We start from the raw sequence: 17,879 nt of genomic DNA, 5'->3' as shown, positions 1-17,879 counted from the left end.
AATCTTGCTTCTTTTAGACACTATAAAAACTCCCATCATGGTAGAAGTAGAATTTTTGTTTTTTCTACTGTCTACTATGATGGGAGCATATCAAATGCAAAGCTTCTTAGCTCTTTTATGTTCCTCTAACAAATCTTCCAAGCTCATATCAAGCACCTCAAAAGTAGAATCATGCATGGTGGAAGCGATACAACGTGCCGACTTCATTTATTTACCTTCTCCATAAGATGCTTAATTTTGTTTCCCTACGTTTAATTATTATTTGAGTGAGGTTCCATCACTCCATATAGAAAAATATCTACCATCGTATCAATCGCAAGCGCATCAGCTTGTTTATTATGGGATTCATCATTGATGTACGCAGATAAAATACGCAAAAAGTGGCGGGATACCGTATCCACTTCGATTTTCGGATTCAGCAAGGCTTGAATAGAATGAAAAAATTGAATAAACGGTGAGAAATAATTGCCTTGCCAGATTTTAAAAAGCTCTTTTCTTGCTTCCGCTGATATTTCAGTATCCATATCATGCATCATCAGAGAAAAATTCATAGGATGCTGACTTTTCAAGTAACGTCCCATCCGCTTCAACGTTAGATCGGGAGTATCGTTTTCATTTAGTATTTTTTGTAATTCTCCACCTACCTCAATCGCAAAGCAGGATAAAACTTCGATATAAATCGCTTCTTTATTACTAAAATGATGGTAAATAGCAGGTTGTGTAATATCAAGGATTTTAGCAATTTGTCTCGTTGATGTTGCAGAATAACCTTGATTCATAAAGAGCTGTGTTGCTGTATTTATAATTTGTTGCCGCATATCTGGATTCAAGACGTCACCTCATTTCATTATTTTTATTTTAATCAGGATATACAAATTTAGGCAAGCCTCTTCGCTCACATAAATCTGGATTTAATTCAAACTTAAGGCTACCCAACAAATAAATATTGTGTTAAACTCAATTTATCACAACTTATCACTTGATAAGTTCGAGGAGGGATGATCAAATTGTATCTTAAATTATTCGGGATCGCTACCTTTGTTTTTTTGGTGATTGATGGGATATGGTTGGCATTCATCGCAAAATCTTTTTACCAAAAGGAATTAGGTCCCTTGCTTGGCAAAGTGAATTTTTTACCTGCAGCTATTTTTTATGTGCTTTTTATCGTAGCGATGATCTATTTTGTAATCGCTCCTAACTTAGATGCAAAAGGATATGGACAAATCATTTTTAGTGGATTTTTCTTTGGTGTCATTTGTTATGCCACTTATGATCTTACGAACCTAGCCACGATTAACGGATGGTCTTGGAAAGTAACTGTGCTTGATATCGTTTGGGGTGGATTTGTAACGAGTGCAACAGCCTTAATTACGAAATGGATGATGAAGGGGTTTTAACATCATGTTAAATAATCAAACGTTAACGTATGGTGCTTTGAGCAATGAGGATTTAAACAGTGGGGCTTTAATGAAAGCAATAAAGAGAGGAGCACACCGTGTCATTCTCGTTCGTAACGATTTAAATCGACTTAATGTATTTCCTGTTGCAGATAGTGATACTGGGAACAATCTTGTATCTTTAATGCGTTCCATTTTGTCTGCACTTAGCAACAGGCATGAGACTGTTAGTGATACATTACACGCCATTGCTAAACAAGCACTGATCGGAGCTAAAGGGAACTCAGGTATGATTTTTGCACAATACATTAATGGGGTCGCAAAAAACTATCGCCCTAACAATGGTGAATCCAATGAGGCGCTAGTAACCGCATTTTATCATGCAGTGACAGATGCTTTTCAAGCAGTGTTTGATCCTCAAGAGGGAACGATGTTATCTGTAATGAAATCATGGGCAAACTCATTATATTCATCGTTTGGCACAGCCTCCTTATCTGAAACCTTAATGTCTGCAAAGCAAGAAGCTTATGTTACGTTACAGGATACTAAAACTGTACACCCTATTTTACGTAAGCATGGGGTGATGGATGCAGGAGCACAAGGGTTTTATGAATTCATAGCTGGCTTAACAGATGCTTTACTAGGTGAAGAGGAACTCGAATTTAGTGAAGAGATTGAAATGGGCTTAGCGATGGATGAGCATATTCATACTGAAGCTCATCATGAAGTTCATGCTGATCATGCGCCAGAGCTGCGCTATTGCATGGAGATGGTCATTGAAGGTGGACATAGTGCGGCAGCAGTAATGCCATTAGTTCAGGAGTTTGGAGATTCTTTAGTTGTTGCTACTGGTGTAGCTAGTACTCGTATTCATTTGCATACCGATGTCCCGCAAGAAGTCGTTCCACGAATGGAGCAACTTGGGGCAATTACACATATTAAAGCAGATGATATGAAGCAGCAATATTATGATGCACATGTAAATACAGTGAAAACCGCGATTGTCACTGACTCTATTGCCGATATTCCGCAGCATCTTATTGATGAGCACAACATTCATATTATTCCTTTAACGATCCTTGTAGATGATGTGGAGCATTTAGATAAAATTACGATGAGTAATCAAAAAGTGGTGGATTTAGCAGAGGATGAACAGCATACAGTATCAAGCTCGATGATGACGCAAGCTCAAATTTTACGGATGCTGGATGGCTTGGAGTCAAGTTATGAAAATGTACTTTTTATTACCGTTTCTTCTAAGCTTAGCGGTGTATACCAAGGTATTTTTAAAGCATTAGAATCCTACAAGGGCTCACTTCATACCGCTGTTATCGATTCAAAGTTAAATTCCATCGCTCAAGGGTTACTTGTGCAAAAGGCAATCCAATACGTTCTATCAGATATGCCTTTTGAGCATATTCAGCAAAGTATTATTCAGGCTCGTGATCGAGCAGCAATTTATGTGTCTGTGTCTGATCTGGCACCAATGATCACTTCAGGACGAATTCCACAGCGGCTAGGGAAAATCGTGAAAAAGCTTCAGCTTAAACCGATTGTTAAACTAGATTCAATGGGCAGTGGTGCACTTGCTCATATCGGGTTCACTACATCTGGCAATCAGAAAAAAATTAAGAAGATTATCCTTAAAAATAAAAAATTTATTGAACGCATTGCGATCGGGTATACAACAAGCGCAGAGGATGCAAATAAATGGGCAACCTATTTTGAAGCGGAAGGCATTCCGGTAGATTACGTAACGACAACCTCTTCCATTATTGCACTAAGTGCAGGTAGAAATGCAACCGCAGTGGCAGTCATTTACAAGGAGGATATACATGATTTATCTTAATGTAGCTGCAATTGTACTTGTTTTTTTCTTAATTTGGTTTTGGATTTGTGAAAAGCAAAAAAACTATGGGTTAGTGGATATTGCTTGGGGACTTGGCATGAGTGTTGTTGCACTTAATCTTATTTTTATTTACCAGCCTAAATTACAGGCAACACTAAGTTTAGCACTTGTCGTCGTGTGGGGATTACGTCTTGGGATCTATTTGGCAGGTCGAAATTGGAATAAGCCTGAGGACTACCGCTATGTCAATCTTCGTAAACGTTGGGGAAATAATTACCCTCGACTTAAAGCATTTTTAAATGTATTTGTACTGCAAGGCGTATTATTATATTTGATGATGTTTTCTTCCATGCGGGTAACTGAGCTTAATTTAGAAATGAATGTTTGGACCTTATCTATTGGTGTCATTATTGCGATAAGTGGCTTGTTATTTGAAGCGATTGGCGATTATCAATTGAAAAAGTTTAAGCAAAATCCTGCTAATAAAGGCAAGTTGATGACGCAGGGACTATGGTCGATTACACGTCATCCTAACTATTTTGGCGAAGTCGTATTTTGGTGGGGTGTATTCATTGCCACGATACAAGGTAGCGGATCATGGATTGGTATCATTTCACCCATTCTGATTACACTGCTCATTAACAAAGTATCTGGCATTCCATTGCTAGAACGTAAATACAAAGAGCGTGAGGATTATCAAGCTTATGCAGCTAAAACTCCGCGCTTTATACCTTGGATTGGCACAAAGCAAATTGCAAAATAAAAATATAAAAACTTGAAAAACAATAATGAGAACCATACAAAATAACAATGAAAAATATGAAAAAACAGCAGAATAAAACATGAAAAAAAAGAAGGCTGGAATCCAGTCTTCTTTTTTTGTCTATCTAGCACCTTGACATTGAAGTATACTTCAACCTTTATACTATTATTAGATAAACAATGTATCAGTCGTAAATCATCCAAAATCAGCTTTAGCTGGTCAATAATAAAACATAAAGGTGGAGAATCATAATGAGAATATTAGAAATAATTAGCCTTCTTCTTCTACTCGTGGCTTCAATTTTCGCTGTATGGGGAAGTCAAGGTAACAAATTTAAACAAGGTAAGAAACTTTACGTTGGTATGTTGAGTAGTTTGATCATAGTTTTTGGACTACATGCCATAATTGAACATGTACGTGTGCAAATGATCCCTGCATATGTTGTTTTAGTAATCGTGGTGTCTTCTCTTATTTATAAGACAGTTAAATACGAACAGCCTACAAATGGAATAAGAGAAGTGAAACAAGTAACAAATCAAACCTTACAGCTTACTTTAAAAAGCTTAGCGACATTGGTATTAGTTCTCTTACTTGTAGCTTCTACAGTGTTTAGCACATTACTACCTATATTTACAATGCCAGAGCCGAGCGGAGATTATGCAATAGGAACCATTTCTAAAAACTTAACAGATGAAACGCGGACAGAGACTCTAAATGGAGATCCGGCCGGGAATGTTAAACGTGAGATTGCCATTAATGTCTGGTATCCAGTGGACAAGGCTGAAATAAAACAACAGGCAAGAGAGTCTTTCCCACCGCAAATTGGTGAGGCTGTTAGCTTAGTGTTTGGTTTACCAAAGCAATTATTTAGCCATGTTTCACTCATTGAGACCCATGTTGTTGCTAATGCAAAGCTATCCGATACACAACAAAGTTATCCCGTTGTTTTATTTTCTCCAGGTGTTCGTTCAACACGTTTTCAAAGTATGACCGCCATTGAAGAGCTTGTTAGCAGAGGTTATATTGTGGTTGGGATGGATCATCCGTACACCTCCGCGCATGTGGAGCTAGCCAATGGAAAAGATGCATTTTATATACCAAATCCAGAATTTGATACCTCGAAAGAGCTATATGACAGCAATGTGGAAGGCGTAGGAATCCGAGCAAATGATGCTAAATTTATATTAGATCAGCTAGAAATTTGGAATAAACAAGACAGCGTATTTGCTAACCGTCTAAATCTAGACGAGATTGGTATGTTTGGACACTCTTATGGTGGGGCAACCACTGTCGAGACAATGGCACAAGACAAACGAATTAAAGCTGGCGTCAGCTTGGAGGGGGGATTTTGGGGCACTGTCTCTCAGAAGGGGCTAGAGCAACCGTTTATGTACATTATGTCTGGCAAAACAGAGCAAAGTCTGGATCCGAACTCAGGGGTAAAGGAAGCTGTTTCCTATGAAGAATTTTTACCTGATTTACAATCTGTCATGAAAAAAAGCACAAATGATACCTACTACTTAGTGGTAGACCATTTTTATCACCAAAGCTTCACCGACATTGCATTAGTTTCACCGCTACTGTTTTCAAAAGAAATGGATTCGGTGCATAGCGTAGACATTACTAGATCTTATGTTGGAGCATTTTTTGATCAATATTTAAAAGGCGAGAACAATCACTTGCTAGATGGTGCATCTAACCAGTATCCAGAGGTACATTTTAGCTCCGAATATACAAAGAAAGCTCAATGAGCAAAATAGGGGAAATAAGCTAAGAAACAACTCAACAGCGATAAGAAACAATAAGAAACGATAAGAATCCAATTCTTGTCGTTTTTTTATATGGTTTACGTTATGATTTAAGGAGGGGGAAGAGCTATGATAAATTTAAAAGAAATAACGAAAGATAACGTTGTCAAAGCGTCATTTTTAACTACGAATACAAATGGAGAGGTTACACTTAATGAACAGTTTGTCGCTTCCAATGTGATCTCGATTGCTCAATCTAAATATATGCCTGCAATGGAAACCAAAGCGATTTATGAGGATGATGAAATGGTTGGCTTCGTCATGTATGGGATTGATGAAGGAGAACTCTGGATCATGCGATATATGATTGATTACCGCTATCAGGGCAAAGGCTTTGGTAAGTTAGCTCTAGGGTTAATAATAGATGAAGTCTGGAAGAGCTACACCGAACAGCAAATTAAAATTAGTATCGAACCAGAAAATAAAAAAGCCAAAAAGTTGTATGAAAGATTAGGTTTTGTTGATACCAATACATTTGAAGATGATGAGTTGGTTATGGTTTTGAACCGTGAATAATCATATCAGCACTAAAATGCTGTTTTTTATTTATTCCACAGTGCTAATACTGACCTGCTTATTTCAGACTAAAATGGTTACTCTACTCCCGCATTATTTGTTTGTATTTGTGGTAGGCAACTTATTGTTGTGTATATATTTATTTTTTACTCATCTTGCTAAACCACAATATTATGTGCCAATCCATATTTTTTTATGGATGTTTTTACTGTACTCTATTTCTGCGTATTTGTTTTATAGTGCAGGGCTTATTTTTATCATTGCTACTATAATTTACACCATTCGAATCTCGGTTAAGCATTGGGCTAAAATCCTTTATTTTGGCGTAGCATCCGCCAGTATATTAATGGCATTTATATTAAATATTTCATTTTTATTCATAGCCTGCACTGCATACATCGTTTTGATGGTAATTGATTCAAAAATGGGGGCAATGCAAAAATGGAATGTGGCTATAATTTTGTTACTACATATATTGGCGATTTTAGCGGTCACCTCAGCGTCTTTATTACCTTATCAGCAAAATACAATTTTCACCTTGCCAACAAGCTTTTTAATTTATGTACTATTTGTCGGATCCTCAGGGATTAAACAGTCTCTTTATCGTGTACTTGATGGCAAAAGCCTTCTTTTATTAATGATGTTAGTTATATTATTAGGTTACTCTGTTGCTAGCTACAAGTTGGTTTATAACGGAGAAAATACGTTGGGGTCATTTTTCGGCATGAGCGTTAGCTTCGCGGTACTTGTTATATACATTTGCCTATCTATACAAAAGGTGATAAACGCACAATTTAAGGTTGTTCAAAATCAATTAGATAATTGGTTTCTCGAAAAGTGGGAGGATGCATTAGGACAACAGGAGCAACAGTTGTTTTGGTCTGGATTCGATTCAAAGTTAGCACATATTTTTCAAAATGATGGCGTTCAAATTATTTATAAAAATGAATGTCTTTATACTAGCGGCTGCTTTCATAATTTTAGTGAGGTCATCGAAAAGGGGAAGAAGCAACTATACGCTGAGCATGTACTACTGAGTATTCATGAGACGAATACCCATCAGAGTTACACCCCACGTCAATATTACATGGCATATGCATTAGCTCGTTATGTGAATGAGAGACTTAATCAGTGGGAGCTGGTGAGGAAGCTAAAGGTGATGAGTGCTGAGCAAAGTGGCAATTTTAGCAAGGAGCTACAATTCCGTAAAGAAGTCACCTATTACTTGCACGATAATATTTTGCAAAATATTATTGCTACCAAAAATATCGTTGCGATATTACCAACGGAGCAACCTGCCTTACAGCAATTAGCGGTAGAAACGTTAACCGATCTGAATGAGTCTATACGCTCTCAAATGCATGAGATTTATCCATCTACACTTGTAGATCTAACCTTTGAACGTAACATACACATCTTAATCGATGAATTGCGTAAGCGATATGGTGCAATTCCTAATCCGCATATTCAGTATGAAATTATGGAGAAGATGGATGAGGGAACCGCTTATTTATTTTATCGAACGCTACAAGAATTGTTGGCTAATACGTGTAAATATGCAGAGGCCCAAAATATATGGATACACCTTTATACTACAGATCAGTGGGTTATGGAGATGCGAGAGGATGGTAAACCAATCAAGCAAGAAGAGATGGAGACCCAAATTAAGCATTTAGGCATTTCAAGCTTAAAGCACCAGGCAGGCATGCTCGGTGGTAGCTTTGAATGGACACAACAGGAAAGCTACAAATTATTTACTCTCAAACTACCTAGGAGAACATATGAAGATACTATTATTTGACGACCATAAATTGTTTGCTAAAAGCCTTGAGATTGTAATGGCTAATTATGTGGACGAGTTTATTTGTTATCAGACTCCAGAAAATATAACAGAGATTATCCAACAAGAGCAGCCTGATTTAATTTTATTGGATATTCATATGGGAACGTACAGTGGACTCGATGTTTGCCGAGAAGTGTTATACCATTTTCCTGAAATGAAGGTGGTTTTTCTATCCGGATACAACCTTTATGAGTACCATTCAGAAGCTAAACGCATGGGGGCAAAAGGGTTTTTAGATAAAAATATGTCCGTCGAAAATTTAATTGATCATATTGGGAAAATTCAGCAAGGCCATACCATCTTTATGGAAAATGGCGATGAGAATGTGGTTGAGGAGCTGACCCCACGCGAAAAGGAAATTTTGCAGTATGCTAGTAATGGTGATACACAGCAAGTAATTGCCGATAAATTATTCATTAGTAGACGCACTGTAAATAATCATCTCATGTCTATTAATGACAAACTCATGGTGAATTCCACTGTGGCTGCTATCGTAAAAGGGATTGAGCTTGGAATTATTAAGCTTGCTAATAACCGTTGAGAAATAAAATGATTCAATAGCCCAACGGCATTAGCCTTAATTTCTTAATGCGCAAGCGCCGCCGAGGTTTTCTGAGCGAAAATGAAGCGCTGGATGGCAATACTGACGAGCACAAGTCCAAGGGAGATACATAATAAAATTAAGTTATCTTTAACCACGTTTCCCATGGCTGGGTTATTTGTCCAAGCTGCCAGCAGGGCGTTACGTCCATATACGATAGGATTAATATAATAAACTAATTTTTGCAAGAATTGAGGGAACATCTCGATCGGAAATGTTAAGCCACCAAGGAACATTTGAAACATATAAAAGGCTAAAGAAATTGGGTTATATATCGAAGCCTTTCTTAGCATCGATGTTAAAAAGAACGTAATCGCAAAATGGAAAATTTCAATTACTAAAATAGTAATAACAATCGGGAATAGATGTTGCATTGGGAATACTGTAGCATTGTAAAAATAAGTGAATATAACAAAAGCTAAAATAACGACAAGCTGAAATATGAATGTAGCAATGAATAACGTAATTGAGAAGCAAAGCTCATTGACACCCATAAACTTAAACTTTTGCAGATTACCACTTTCTTTCGCTTGGACATAAAATGCACCAAACACACTAATGACAGCATTTCCTATAATAATAATGATGTATAATGGAACGAGTAAATCGGATAATGCGGATCCGCTAAACTCTACATTTTGAAGCATATATCCAAATAAAATATAAAATCCAATTGGCATGAGAAATGCCATAAGCACAGAGGATTTATCTCTAAATAGCAGTTTAAGATTATATTTTGTTAAGCTGAATAGTCTCTTTTGTATATTCATGATTTTGTTTCCCCTTTCTCATCCAACTCATATCCAATCACTTTAAGAAAAGCATCTTCAAACGTTCTTTGCTGTAACTGGATATCGTAACCACCACAAATTTTCAGGTTATCAAACACATCTTTTTCATAGTCTTCTTTGTACTCTATCATGAGTTTATTACTCTGCTGTTTATAGGCATATTTCAGAGTCGTAAATCTAAAGCTTGAATCCACAAGACAGGTGGCTAATTTTTGCTTCGCAAAAGCATTATCAATAATATCTCGCACTGTGCCTTGTAGCTTGATCGTACCTTGCTCCATCACGATGACATAATCAGATAAGTATTCAACCTCATCTAGGAAATGGCTTGTCAACAAAATGCTAACCCCTTTTTCCTTGCGAATTTTGTTCAATAAATCCCATATCATTCTGCGAGACATGACATCAAGTCCTGTTGTTAGCTCATCTAAAATAATAAGCTTCGGATTGCCGATCGTTGCTAATAATACAGCAACTTTTTGTTTTTCCCCACCAGACAACTTCTCAAGATAAGCATTTTTAAAGGGGAGCATTTGCACACTTTGCAGCAGTTCATCCACCGTTTCTTGACTATCTAGCAGTTCAATGTAAAGCTGTATAATATCCTTTACCTTTGCATTTTTTTCGAACGTAGAGGTCTGAGTCTGCACTCTAATGTATTTATATAATTCATATTTATCGAATCCATATGTAATTGAGCCCGCATAGTTTAAATTTTGCATGATGGCTTGAATCAGTGTGCTTTTACCTGCTCCGTTATGTCCAACGATGGATACAATGCTGTTTTCCTCAATGGAAAGAGATACGCCAGTGACTGCATTTTTATTTGCTTTATGATAACGTATGGATACGTCTTTTAGATTTAGTAACATGCGATCTGCTCCTTGCTTTTAAAATATAATATAGCTTGCTTACAACAGTTATTTTATAGTAATCGTAGCAGGGGAGCATGAGTAATTTGTGCAAATACAGTCAATTGTGAGGGGAAGCAGGATGAGTGATATGGAAAAGTGGCAACAGATGCTTGAAGCACAAGAGGCCGAGCGCGATAAGCTTCGTGTGAATCAAATTACGGTTGAGGTTGAAGAGAAGAAGAAGAGTAAAAGTAAGGTTTATAACGTAAAGAAGACCATACAATACGGTCTTGTCCATCGTAATATAGATGATGAAACGCTGATCGGTAAATATGAGCTATATTTTGCAGATACTGACCGATTAACACAGCAGGATCATTTCGGGGATAACACTACATTTGGCGGAGTCATTTATATTGCTCTTTCAAAAGAAGAGGGCAAGCTCATCATGATGTATGGAACCAGATAAGGCTTACCCAATAAATAAAAGTGAAAATTGACTGTATAGCAAATGTTACAGCTATAAGAGCCAATCTATATAAAGGTTAAAAAACGGCGATTCCAAAGACTCTCATGATGCTTCATAATCGTTTTTGCGGATAACAAATCATTATCTGTTGTAGTATGTAATCCTTGCTTCATAAATAGAGAATACCCTAAACCATGTGCAAAACGAATGGTCGTGTCCACACAAAATTGTGTTTGTGCCCCACAAAACTCAATGCTTGTCACACCTAGCTTGTCTAGTTCTTCCTTTAATGTCGTGTGGAAAAAGGAGTTTGCATGAGTTTTCGTAACATAAATATCGCTGTCACTTATATTGATGTCTGCGAAAATTTCAAAGTCTTTACTTCCAACAGGTAACCCTTCACCTGTATGTTGAATAAAGATAATCGGTAAATTCTGTTCCCGATAACTAGCGATACGATCATTAATCCCATGAATAACATCATCTAACCTGTACAAAGGTTCACTTTCCGAATTAACGCCATTTTGCATATCAATCACAACAAGTACATCCGCCATATTTTCCCCTCCTGAATAAGTTGGCTCAGATTTAAAAGTAGTGTTGAATCCTCAGTGAGATACTGAACGAGGAAAGAGGGATTGTGGAGCAATGAAATGGTAGCCTTTAAAACTGGATTTTTACCTATTTTTTTATGAAATTACATGAAATCCAGTTTTAACAGCTAGCGGAACAACCCTCTGTTCTGAGTGTCATTTACTTTTCCCTCACCACTTATTTTAACGTTGAGCCATCGCCATTAATATTTAACATTTTTGAATCAACTCATTAATAATCCCCGTCAAATCTTCTTTATCAATATCCATTCCAGCCATTAACCAATCAGTCAACACACCAACAATACCGGATACCGTAAATGATGTTTCTATAATACTAGTAAAATCTGATTTGTCAATTTGTTCGATCTCGATTACTTGGTCAACGAATATTTTTTTGAGTCTTTGATTCATTTTCCCCTCGTTATCTTGGCCAACGAGCAAAAGAAAGAGTGAAGCATTTTCCGCTATATAATCGATAAGCTTTTGGGATAATACCATAAAATTGTTAGAGCCCTTTTCAGGATAGGCATGATGGAACAAAGTAATTAAATTTTCTAGCAGTTCATTAACAAGCTGCTCATACAAACTATATACATCCTCATAATGTAAATAAAAAGTCCCCCGACCAATATTCGCTGCGTTCGTAATTTCAGAAACGGAAATTTTATTTAGTGATTTCTTTTGAAGCAGGTCTATGAATACATCTCTTATGGCTTGACGAGTGCGAAGTGTTCTTCTGTCAATACTCATGTGTAAGCTCTCCTTTATGAACAATTATCGTACAACTGTTCAATAACGTACAGATGTAAAATTATTGTATATTGTCGTTAATTAATGGATTCATTATAATGAACACATACCAATTAATCAACACCTGTTCATTAAATAAGGCTCTATTTAGAAATTAGTATTTGCCAACGATAGGAGTTTGGTAGCTACGATCCAGAGCGTTCTTGCGATTGTGTTAAAATCAAATTCCTTTTTATTAAAGTCTATTGATGGATGGAATTAGATTTTAAGAGACAATCTTCAGAATCGCCCTGTCTCTCCGCTAGCTTGGGTTAGCGGTCAAGAACTAATTTCAAGATTGAGCCTTAAATAAAGGAGGTTTTTACTATGCAATTTCGAAAAGCAACCCGAGATGATCTCAAGGAAATGTCTCAGCTAGCGGCAACCTCCTTTGCGGATTATGTCATTTATGAGCAATCTGTAAAAAGTACTTTTAAAACTAAGGCAAAATACCACCGTTTTTTATATGAAATGCATTATGTCCAATTTGCTACCTTTCTTCGTAAAGGAACTAGTCTCGTAGGTACAATTGATGATGAAATTGTTTCGTTTGCACTATTAGAATCACCCCAGTTTAAAAGCTTAACTTTATGGGATTATGTGTGGTCAGGGGGGTTGCGTCTTATTCCGTATATGCTGAAAAATAGACTGTTGCACTTTATGAACAAAATGGATAAAGCCTCAGAAAAATGTATAGACGGTACACCTCATTCTTGGTATTTAAGTATGCTTGCAGTAAGTAAGCTACACCAAGGAAAACAGCTTGGAACTAAAATGATTCAAGATTGTGTCATTCCATTTGTGAAAAAACAGGGTGGACGTAGATTGACCTTAATTACAAATAATGAAGTAAATCAGAAATTTTATCATAAAAATGGGTTTGTTCAATTTTTTGCTGATAAGCTGCATTTTAAGGATGGGTTTGCTAATAATTGGAGCTTTGAAATGGATCTTAAAAGTTAATGCAATCATAAGTTAGTTTGGTTAAGAGATCAATCACTTGACTCAGTAATGAGCAGTTTTACCTTAGGAGTGTGTATTCTACATGCAGGAGCAACAAGAACAACAAGACAAACTGGAACAGAACAAACAGAACCAACAGCAGGAATTCTATACGGTACTAGTAGTTGGTGGTTATGGCGTCGTAGGTAGTTATCTTACAGCGCTTCTAGCCAAGCGGAACAGGAATGTTAAAGTATTGATTGCAGGAAGAAATATGGAAAAAGCACAACGTGCAGCTTCAAAAATTAAACGAGCAGAAGCAGTCATTGTAGATATAAATAGTAACAATCCACTTGAATATTTATACACTATGCCTGATGCCATTATTGTTTCTGTTAATGATACACACGACCATCTATTACGGCAGGCAATCCAAAAAAGGATTCCGATTTTAGATATTGCGAGATGGCACGAACGTGTTGAGGCTGCAAAGCAAGTGTACAAGGAGGAGGTGGGCAATTCGCCAGTTATACTTGGCTCTGGTTGGGTGGCGAGTGTTCCTTCTATTGTTGTAAAGGCACATCAAGAAACGTTAATTCCTTTTGAGAATGTAGATATAGATATTTTATTATCATTAAAGGATAAAACTGGCCCTGATTCGGTTACCGGCTTTGTGGATGCCCATTTACCATTTTATATTTGGGAAAACGGACAGAAAAAAGAGGTGAAAGGCTTCTCAAACTCCAAATCAGTTTATTTCAGTGATAAACGTACATTTACAACACATCGAATGCGTTGCCCTGAGCAAGCAACACTTGTTGAATGTGGAGTTACACAGGGGGCATCTGTACGAATTGCCTTTGATTCACAAATTATGAATCGTACCTTTGCTTGCTTGATACGTACAGGGGTGTGGGGCTTTTTATCTCGTAAAACTCGAAAGTCCATCCTCCACAATAGCAAAAATACAAATGACGCTTTACATGAAATTATCGTTTCTATCAAGGAAAAAGGGAAAACGCTTAAGATTAGTGTTATTGATCAAGTTGGACAATCGCATTTAACCGCGGTCAGTGCTGTAAGTCAGCTAGAAAGATTACTCGGATTACAGGGAAGAATACAACCTCAGCATGGAGTTACCTTCCCAGAGCAAGCAAGTGATGTTCAGCTAGACCTAATGGCAATTCAAGACATGGGCGTAAGCATTAAAAAAGTGGTATAAATCATAATTAGATCTCTATCCCTCTTAAAAGGGACAGGGATTTTTTTGTTTAATTCCCTAGTCGTTTGGGGAATCTTTTTAAAGAATAAAAAAAACTTGAAAAAAATATGTAAAGAGTTATAATAATTGATACATCAATCAATTTTATAAAATTTAATCAAGTATAATTCAATAGCGTTTGAATTTAAGGAGGAAATAAACAATGAAAGCAGTTGTAATCGAAAATTACGGAAGTAAAGATGAATTAAAAGAAATGGAAGTACCTAATCCCGTCCCAAACGCACACCAAGTTGTAGTTGAAGTAAAGGCAACCTCAATTAATCCAATTGATTGGAAGCTACGTGAAGGTTATTTGCAAAAAATGATGCCTTGGGAGTTCCCGATTATTTTAGGCTGGGACGTTGCAGGCGTGATTACTGAGGTTGGTAGTGAGGTTACTGATTGGAAAGTTGGAGATGAGGTGTTTGCCCGTCCTGACACAACTAGATTTGGGACCTATGCTGAATACACATTAGTTGACGATCATTTGTTAGCGCGCAAGCCAGCTTCTATTTCATGGGAGGAAGCAGCAGCAGTGCCATTGGCGGGTTTAACTGCGTACCAAGCACTTTTCACACATGGTAATTTGAAAAAAGGTGAAAAAGTACTCATTCATGCAGGTGCTGGTGGCGTAGGCATTTATGCGATTCAATTAGCGAAACAAGCAGGGGCTTATGTTATTACTACGGCAAGTGAGCGCAACCACGAGTTGTTGAAATCACTTGGGGCAGATGAAGTGATTGACTATCGTAATACAAAATTCGAAGAGGTATTGTCTGATATTGATGTTGTATTTGATACAATGGGTGGCGATGTACAGCGAAATAGCTTTAAGGTGATTAAAAAGCATACCGGTCGTATTATTTCAATTGTAAGCAACTTTGATGAAGAACTAGTTAAACAATATGATGTTACAGCAAAAAACATTTGGCTAGATCCTAATGGCGAGCAACTTCAAGAAATGGCAGATTTGCTTGAGCAAAAGAAAATTAAATCCGTTGTAGGCGCAACATTCCCTTTCTCACAACAAGGAATTTATGATGCACACGCATTAAGCGAAAGTCATCATGCTGTTGGTAAAATCGTTGTGGTAATGAACTAAGATAGAATGAACTAAGTCAAATTTTTAGGGAACTAAAATGACTTTTAAGTGAATCAATATACGAAATAAGCTCTTGCTTTAATTGTACAGGGGAAATAGAAATAATGGATGATCCATAATTAAGTAAATATTTTACGACAAATGGAGTTTCATTTTGGCTATAGTACCCTTCTATATAATAATGCTCCTGGTGACTTTTTAGGGTCATGCTTGGATAAGACTCTTTATGGAATAAATCGATCCCGCGTTCGTCGATCTCTACTTTAAACTTTAGCTTGCCTCTGTTAGTTTCTTCATTTAAGCGTTGTTGAATCTCTTTCCTAGGAAGAGGTTCAACATGCTTTTTACTATTTATTGCTGTAATTTTATCACACCGATATACCCGAAATCCTTCTGACCCAAAATCAAAAACCTGCACATACCATTGTCCAAAACGAGATAAAATAGAAACGATTTGAACATCGATCTCTTTTAGCTTGTACTTGCCTATATACGAGATCGTAACAGGTTGCTCCTCAATGGCATACATAACAATTTGCTGTAACAAAGGACTTTCATTAAAATGAGTAGTACCTTCAAAATGTAAATATTGGGATAGGCGAACTAGCTTTTCCTTCGTTTGACTGGAAACAGATAGCTCAAATTTATGTTTTAAATGTTCTGCATCAACATGAAAAGGTGTTGATTTGTAATGTTGTAGCGTCAGCAGGGCAAAATAAAGCGCATAAATCTCATCATTTGAGAAATTGATGGAATAGCGGAGCTTGTTACTCACAATATGATAACGCCCATTTTTACCGAGGCTTGAATAAAGAGGTAGTCCAATTTCTTCTAATGCAGCGATATCTCGAAGGGCAGTGCTTTTTGAAATCTGGAACTGCTGCATTAGCTCCTTCAAGTTGAATTCTGATTTTTCACTCAAATAAATGAGCATTTTATTTAAACGTTCACTTCTTTTCATAAATTAATCTCCAAAAGGTTTCATAATATGACACCATTATATTTTATAATAAATGAAAGTGAAAGCTTGAATATTTCAAGCGCTGTTATCTTTGCTTTTTACTTTAATTTTATTTTGTAATAAGGAGCCTATTTAACCATGAAAAATTTATTTTTATCCTCATCCTTTACGGATGTAACAGCCTTATTCGTTGATTTCGCAACAAAAATTTTAGCAGGAGACCAGGAAGGAGGAAATTTGTTAGTAGGAAATTCTTTAGCAAGAAGTTCATTAGAAGGAAAAACTGTCACCTTTATTCCTACGGCAAACGTTCCTGAGGAATACAAATTGTATGTAGAAGCTGCAAAACAAGAACTAGAACAATTAGGTATCATTGTGGACGAGCTTGAAGTAAGCACAGCGTCGGCTGAGGAAATTGGGCGTAAGCTTAGAGGAAATGATTTTATTTACGTCTCAGGCGGAAACACCTTTTATTTGCTACAGGAGCTGCGTAAAACAGGGGCAGACACAATTATCATTGATGAAATTGAAAAAGGAAAGCTGTATGTTGGTGAATCTGCGGGTTCATTAATTATGGCGCCAAATATTGAGTTTGTAAAACATATGGACGAAGTAGCAGCGGCACCCGAGTTGACCTCATTTGATGCACTATATGTTGTTGATTTTTACCCAGTTCCTCACCATACGAATGAGCCCTTTGTCCAAGCAACAGAAGACATAATTAAGCAGTACGGTGAGGTTTTACAGTTAAAGCCTATTAGTAATGAACAGATTATTATAGTTCAGGGTGATACAGTTAAGATTTTAAACGACTAAGTTTAGTATTAAAAGGTAACACAGCATTTTTATCGAAATAGGAAGTTTTACTTTGGGTAAAGGCATTAAAGAACGCAGGTTCAATATCAAATATTTTGCATAAAAATTGAATATCTAAATGATGTTGCTCTAAAAAAGAGTTGCAGTAATGGACACTAAATATTTTTCCTTTAAATCAAGGTATGAATCAGGATTGGATTTTTTTCAATTAAACTAAAGTCGTTAACAAAGCTTGGTTCTGGTAGTAGGAAACAGGAGGCAAAATGATGGGCCTCCTTTTCAATTTGTTTATGCTCTTCTTTAGATAGGAAATTCATATTTTAAAGTATTGATAACTTCCATCTTTGGAGAAGTCAGTTTGTTTTCATATTGCCAGATGGCTTGCTCACTAACGCCAAGCTCGTCCGCAAGTTCCTTTCTGGATAGCCCGTTAAGTTCTCTAAGGCTCTGTAACTTCTCTCCAAAAAACATTAAAACCTTTCCTCCTTCGAAACTATTCGTGATCAGTATAGAGTAGTTTT

Annotated in this window: 20 protein-coding genes; 13 read left to right on the top strand and 7 right to left on the bottom strand. The window is 36.7% G+C overall.

Annotated features, from left to right (window positions below):
- Positions 1-226, top strand: a 226-nt coding sequence (locus tag J2Z32_RS21570; RefSeq protein WP_210091272.1) for a hypothetical protein, incomplete at its 5' end; no start/stop codon positions are given.
- Positions 227-251: 25 nt separating this feature from the next.
- On the opposite strand, the gene J2Z32_RS21565 is transcribed toward J2Z32_RS21570, so the two are convergent.
- A complete protein-coding gene (locus tag J2Z32_RS21565) occupies positions 252-830 on the bottom strand; it encodes a TetR/AcrR family transcriptional regulator (RefSeq protein WP_210091271.1) in 579 nt (192 codons plus the stop codon).
- A 177-nt stretch (positions 831-1,007) separates the two neighbouring features.
- On the opposite strand from J2Z32_RS21565, the gene J2Z32_RS21560 reads away from it, so the two are divergent.
- The 7 genes from J2Z32_RS21560 to J2Z32_RS21530 all read left to right on the top strand — a co-directional run bounded on the left by J2Z32_RS21560 (position 1,008) and on the right by J2Z32_RS21530 (position 8,717).
- Positions 1,008-1,397 (top strand): DUF2177 family protein, encoded by a 390-nt coding sequence (locus J2Z32_RS21560; RefSeq protein ID WP_210091270.1) that lies wholly within the window; start codon positions 1,008-1,010, stop codon positions 1,395-1,397.
- 4 nt (positions 1,398-1,401) lie between these two features.
- The gene (locus tag J2Z32_RS21555) at positions 1,402-3,246 is read left to right on the top strand and encodes a DegV family protein (RefSeq protein WP_210091269.1); all 1,845 of its coding nucleotides are present in this window, start codon (positions 1,402-1,404) and stop codon (positions 3,244-3,246) included.
- Entirely contained in the window at positions 3,233-4,009 is a 777-nt protein-coding gene (locus J2Z32_RS21550) for a DUF1295 domain-containing protein (RefSeq protein ID WP_210091268.1), read from the top strand. Before J2Z32_RS21555 ends, J2Z32_RS21550 begins: the two co-directional genes overlap by 14 nt.
- A 251-nt stretch (positions 4,010-4,260) precedes the next feature.
- Positions 4,261-5,760, top strand: coding sequence for an alpha/beta hydrolase family protein (locus J2Z32_RS21545; protein WP_210091267.1), 1,500 nt, complete (start codon positions 4,261-4,263; stop codon positions 5,758-5,760).
- Between the two features lie 126 nt (positions 5,761-5,886).
- On the top strand, positions 5,887-6,333 hold the full coding sequence (locus J2Z32_RS21540; RefSeq protein WP_210091266.1) for a GNAT family N-acetyltransferase: 447 nt from the start codon (positions 5,887-5,889) through the stop codon (positions 6,331-6,333).
- Positions 6,334-6,406: 73 nt separating this feature from the next.
- Complete coding sequence (locus J2Z32_RS21535; RefSeq protein ID WP_210091265.1) at positions 6,407-8,134, top strand: sensor histidine kinase; 1,728 nt, start codon at positions 6,407-6,409, stop codon at positions 8,132-8,134.
- Positions 8,115-8,717, top strand: a complete 603-nt coding sequence (locus tag J2Z32_RS21530) for a response regulator (protein ID WP_210091264.1) — start codon at positions 8,115-8,117, stop codon at positions 8,715-8,717. The genes J2Z32_RS21535 and J2Z32_RS21530 overlap by 20 nt, the downstream gene beginning before the upstream one ends.
- Positions 8,718-8,761: 44 nt before the next feature.
- On the opposite strand, the gene J2Z32_RS21525 is transcribed toward J2Z32_RS21530, so the two are convergent.
- Together J2Z32_RS21525 and J2Z32_RS21520 are read right to left on the bottom strand one after the other, a co-directional pair.
- Positions 8,762-9,547: an ABC transporter permease gene (locus J2Z32_RS21525; protein ID WP_210091263.1), complete on the bottom strand. Its 786-nt coding sequence runs from the start codon at positions 9,545-9,547 to the stop codon at positions 8,762-8,764.
- A complete protein-coding gene (locus J2Z32_RS21520; RefSeq protein ID WP_210091262.1) occupies positions 9,544-10,440 on the bottom strand; it encodes an ABC transporter ATP-binding protein in 897 nt (298 codons plus the stop codon). The genes J2Z32_RS21525 and J2Z32_RS21520 overlap by 4 nt, the downstream gene beginning before the upstream one ends.
- Positions 10,441-10,561: 121 nt before the next feature.
- Between J2Z32_RS21520 and J2Z32_RS21515 the strand changes: the two genes are divergently transcribed.
- A complete protein-coding gene (locus tag J2Z32_RS21515) occupies positions 10,562-10,891 on the top strand; it encodes a hypothetical protein (RefSeq protein WP_210091261.1) in 330 nt (109 codons plus the stop codon).
- Positions 10,892-10,956: 65 nt separating this feature from the next.
- Here the strand turns inward: J2Z32_RS21515 and J2Z32_RS21510 are convergent, their stop codons facing one another.
- Together J2Z32_RS21510 and J2Z32_RS21505 are read right to left on the bottom strand one after the other, a co-directional pair.
- The gene (locus J2Z32_RS21510) at positions 10,957-11,448 is read right to left on the bottom strand and encodes a cysteine hydrolase family protein (RefSeq protein ID WP_210091260.1); all 492 of its coding nucleotides are present in this window, start codon (positions 11,446-11,448) and stop codon (positions 10,957-10,959) included.
- Positions 11,449-11,694: 246 nt separating this feature from the next.
- On the bottom strand, positions 11,695-12,237 hold the full coding sequence (locus J2Z32_RS21505; protein WP_210091259.1) for a TetR/AcrR family transcriptional regulator: 543 nt from the start codon (positions 12,235-12,237) through the stop codon (positions 11,695-11,697).
- Between the two features lie 366 nt (positions 12,238-12,603).
- On the opposite strand from J2Z32_RS21505, the gene J2Z32_RS21500 reads away from it, so the two are divergent.
- The 3 genes from J2Z32_RS21500 (at position 12,604) to J2Z32_RS21490 (ending at position 15,581) form a co-directional block, all read left to right on the top strand.
- On the top strand, positions 12,604-13,239 hold the full coding sequence (locus J2Z32_RS21500; RefSeq protein WP_210091258.1) for a GNAT family N-acetyltransferase: 636 nt from the start codon (positions 12,604-12,606) through the stop codon (positions 13,237-13,239).
- A gap of 82 nt (positions 13,240-13,321) precedes the next feature.
- Entirely contained in the window at positions 13,322-14,440 is a 1,119-nt protein-coding gene (locus J2Z32_RS21495) for a saccharopine dehydrogenase NADP-binding domain-containing protein (protein ID WP_210091257.1), read from the top strand.
- Positions 14,441-14,642: 202 nt separating this feature from the next.
- Entirely contained in the window at positions 14,643-15,581 is a 939-nt protein-coding gene (locus J2Z32_RS21490; protein WP_210091256.1) for an NADP-dependent oxidoreductase, read from the top strand.
- A 16-nt stretch (positions 15,582-15,597) separates the two neighbouring features.
- On the opposite strand, the gene J2Z32_RS21485 is transcribed toward J2Z32_RS21490, so the two are convergent.
- Positions 15,598-16,542, bottom strand: coding sequence for a helix-turn-helix transcriptional regulator (locus tag J2Z32_RS21485; RefSeq protein ID WP_210091255.1), 945 nt, complete (start codon positions 16,540-16,542; stop codon positions 15,598-15,600).
- A 138-nt stretch (positions 16,543-16,680) separates the two neighbouring features.
- On the opposite strand from J2Z32_RS21485, the gene J2Z32_RS21480 reads away from it, so the two are divergent.
- Positions 16,681-17,358 (top strand): Type 1 glutamine amidotransferase-like domain-containing protein, encoded by a 678-nt coding sequence (locus J2Z32_RS21480; RefSeq protein WP_210091254.1) that lies wholly within the window; start codon positions 16,681-16,683, stop codon positions 17,356-17,358.
- 300 nt (positions 17,359-17,658) lie between these two features.
- Here J2Z32_RS21480 and J2Z32_RS21475 read toward each other — a convergent pair whose 3' ends face one another.
- Positions 17,659-17,829 carry a helix-turn-helix domain-containing protein gene (locus J2Z32_RS21475; RefSeq protein ID WP_210091253.1) on the bottom strand — a complete coding sequence of 57 codons (171 nt, stop codon included), beginning with the start codon at positions 17,827-17,829 and terminating at the stop codon, positions 17,659-17,661.
- Positions 17,830-17,879 lie beyond the last annotated feature (50 nt).

The organism is Paenibacillus turicensis (assembly GCF_017873435.1).
Lineage (GTDB): Bacteria > Bacillota > Bacilli > Paenibacillales > Paenibacillaceae > Fontibacillus > Fontibacillus turicensis.
This window is presented reverse-complemented; position numbering and strand designations above follow the sequence as displayed.

Coding starts and splice junctions, on each gene's coding strand:
- J2Z32_RS21555 (WP_210091269.1), top strand. CDS start 1,402: ATGTTAAATAATCAAACGTTAACGTATGGTGCTTTGAGCAATGAGGAT.
- J2Z32_RS21550 (WP_210091268.1), top strand. CDS start 3,233: ATGATTTATCTTAATGTAGCTGCAATTGTACTTGTTTTTTTCTTAATT.
- J2Z32_RS21545 (WP_210091267.1), top strand. CDS start 4,261: ATGAGAATATTAGAAATAATTAGCCTTCTTCTTCTACTCGTGGCTTCA.
- J2Z32_RS21540 (WP_210091266.1), top strand. CDS start 5,887: ATGATAAATTTAAAAGAAATAACGAAAGATAACGTTGTCAAAGCGTCA.
- J2Z32_RS21535 (WP_210091265.1), top strand. CDS start 6,407: ATGGTTACTCTACTCCCGCATTATTTGTTTGTATTTGTGGTAGGCAAC.
- J2Z32_RS21530 (WP_210091264.1), top strand. CDS start 8,115: ATGAAGATACTATTATTTGACGACCATAAATTGTTTGCTAAAAGCCTT.
- J2Z32_RS21525 (WP_210091263.1), bottom strand. CDS start 9,547: ATGAATATACAAAAGAGACTATTCAGCTTAACAAAATATAATCTTAAA.
- J2Z32_RS21520 (WP_210091262.1), bottom strand. CDS start 10,440: ATGTTACTAAATCTAAAAGACGTATCCATACGTTATCATAAAGCAAAT.
- J2Z32_RS21515 (WP_210091261.1), top strand. CDS start 10,562: ATGAGTGATATGGAAAAGTGGCAACAGATGCTTGAAGCACAAGAGGCC.
- J2Z32_RS21510 (WP_210091260.1), bottom strand. CDS start 11,448: ATGGCGGATGTACTTGTTGTGATTGATATGCAAAATGGCGTTAATTCG.
- J2Z32_RS21505 (WP_210091259.1), bottom strand. CDS start 12,237: ATGAGTATTGACAGAAGAACACTTCGCACTCGTCAAGCCATAAGAGAT.
- J2Z32_RS21500 (WP_210091258.1), top strand. CDS start 12,604: ATGCAATTTCGAAAAGCAACCCGAGATGATCTCAAGGAAATGTCTCAG.
- J2Z32_RS21495 (WP_210091257.1), top strand. CDS start 13,322: ATGCAGGAGCAACAAGAACAACAAGACAAACTGGAACAGAACAAACAG.
- J2Z32_RS21490 (WP_210091256.1), top strand. CDS start 14,643: ATGAAAGCAGTTGTAATCGAAAATTACGGAAGTAAAGATGAATTAAAA.
- J2Z32_RS21485 (WP_210091255.1), bottom strand. CDS start 16,542: ATGAAAAGAAGTGAACGTTTAAATAAAATGCTCATTTATTTGAGTGAA.
- J2Z32_RS21480 (WP_210091254.1), top strand. CDS start 16,681: ATGAAAAATTTATTTTTATCCTCATCCTTTACGGATGTAACAGCCTTA.
- J2Z32_RS21475 (WP_210091253.1), bottom strand. CDS start 17,829: ATGTTTTTTGGAGAGAAGTTACAGAGCCTTAGAGAACTTAACGGGCTA.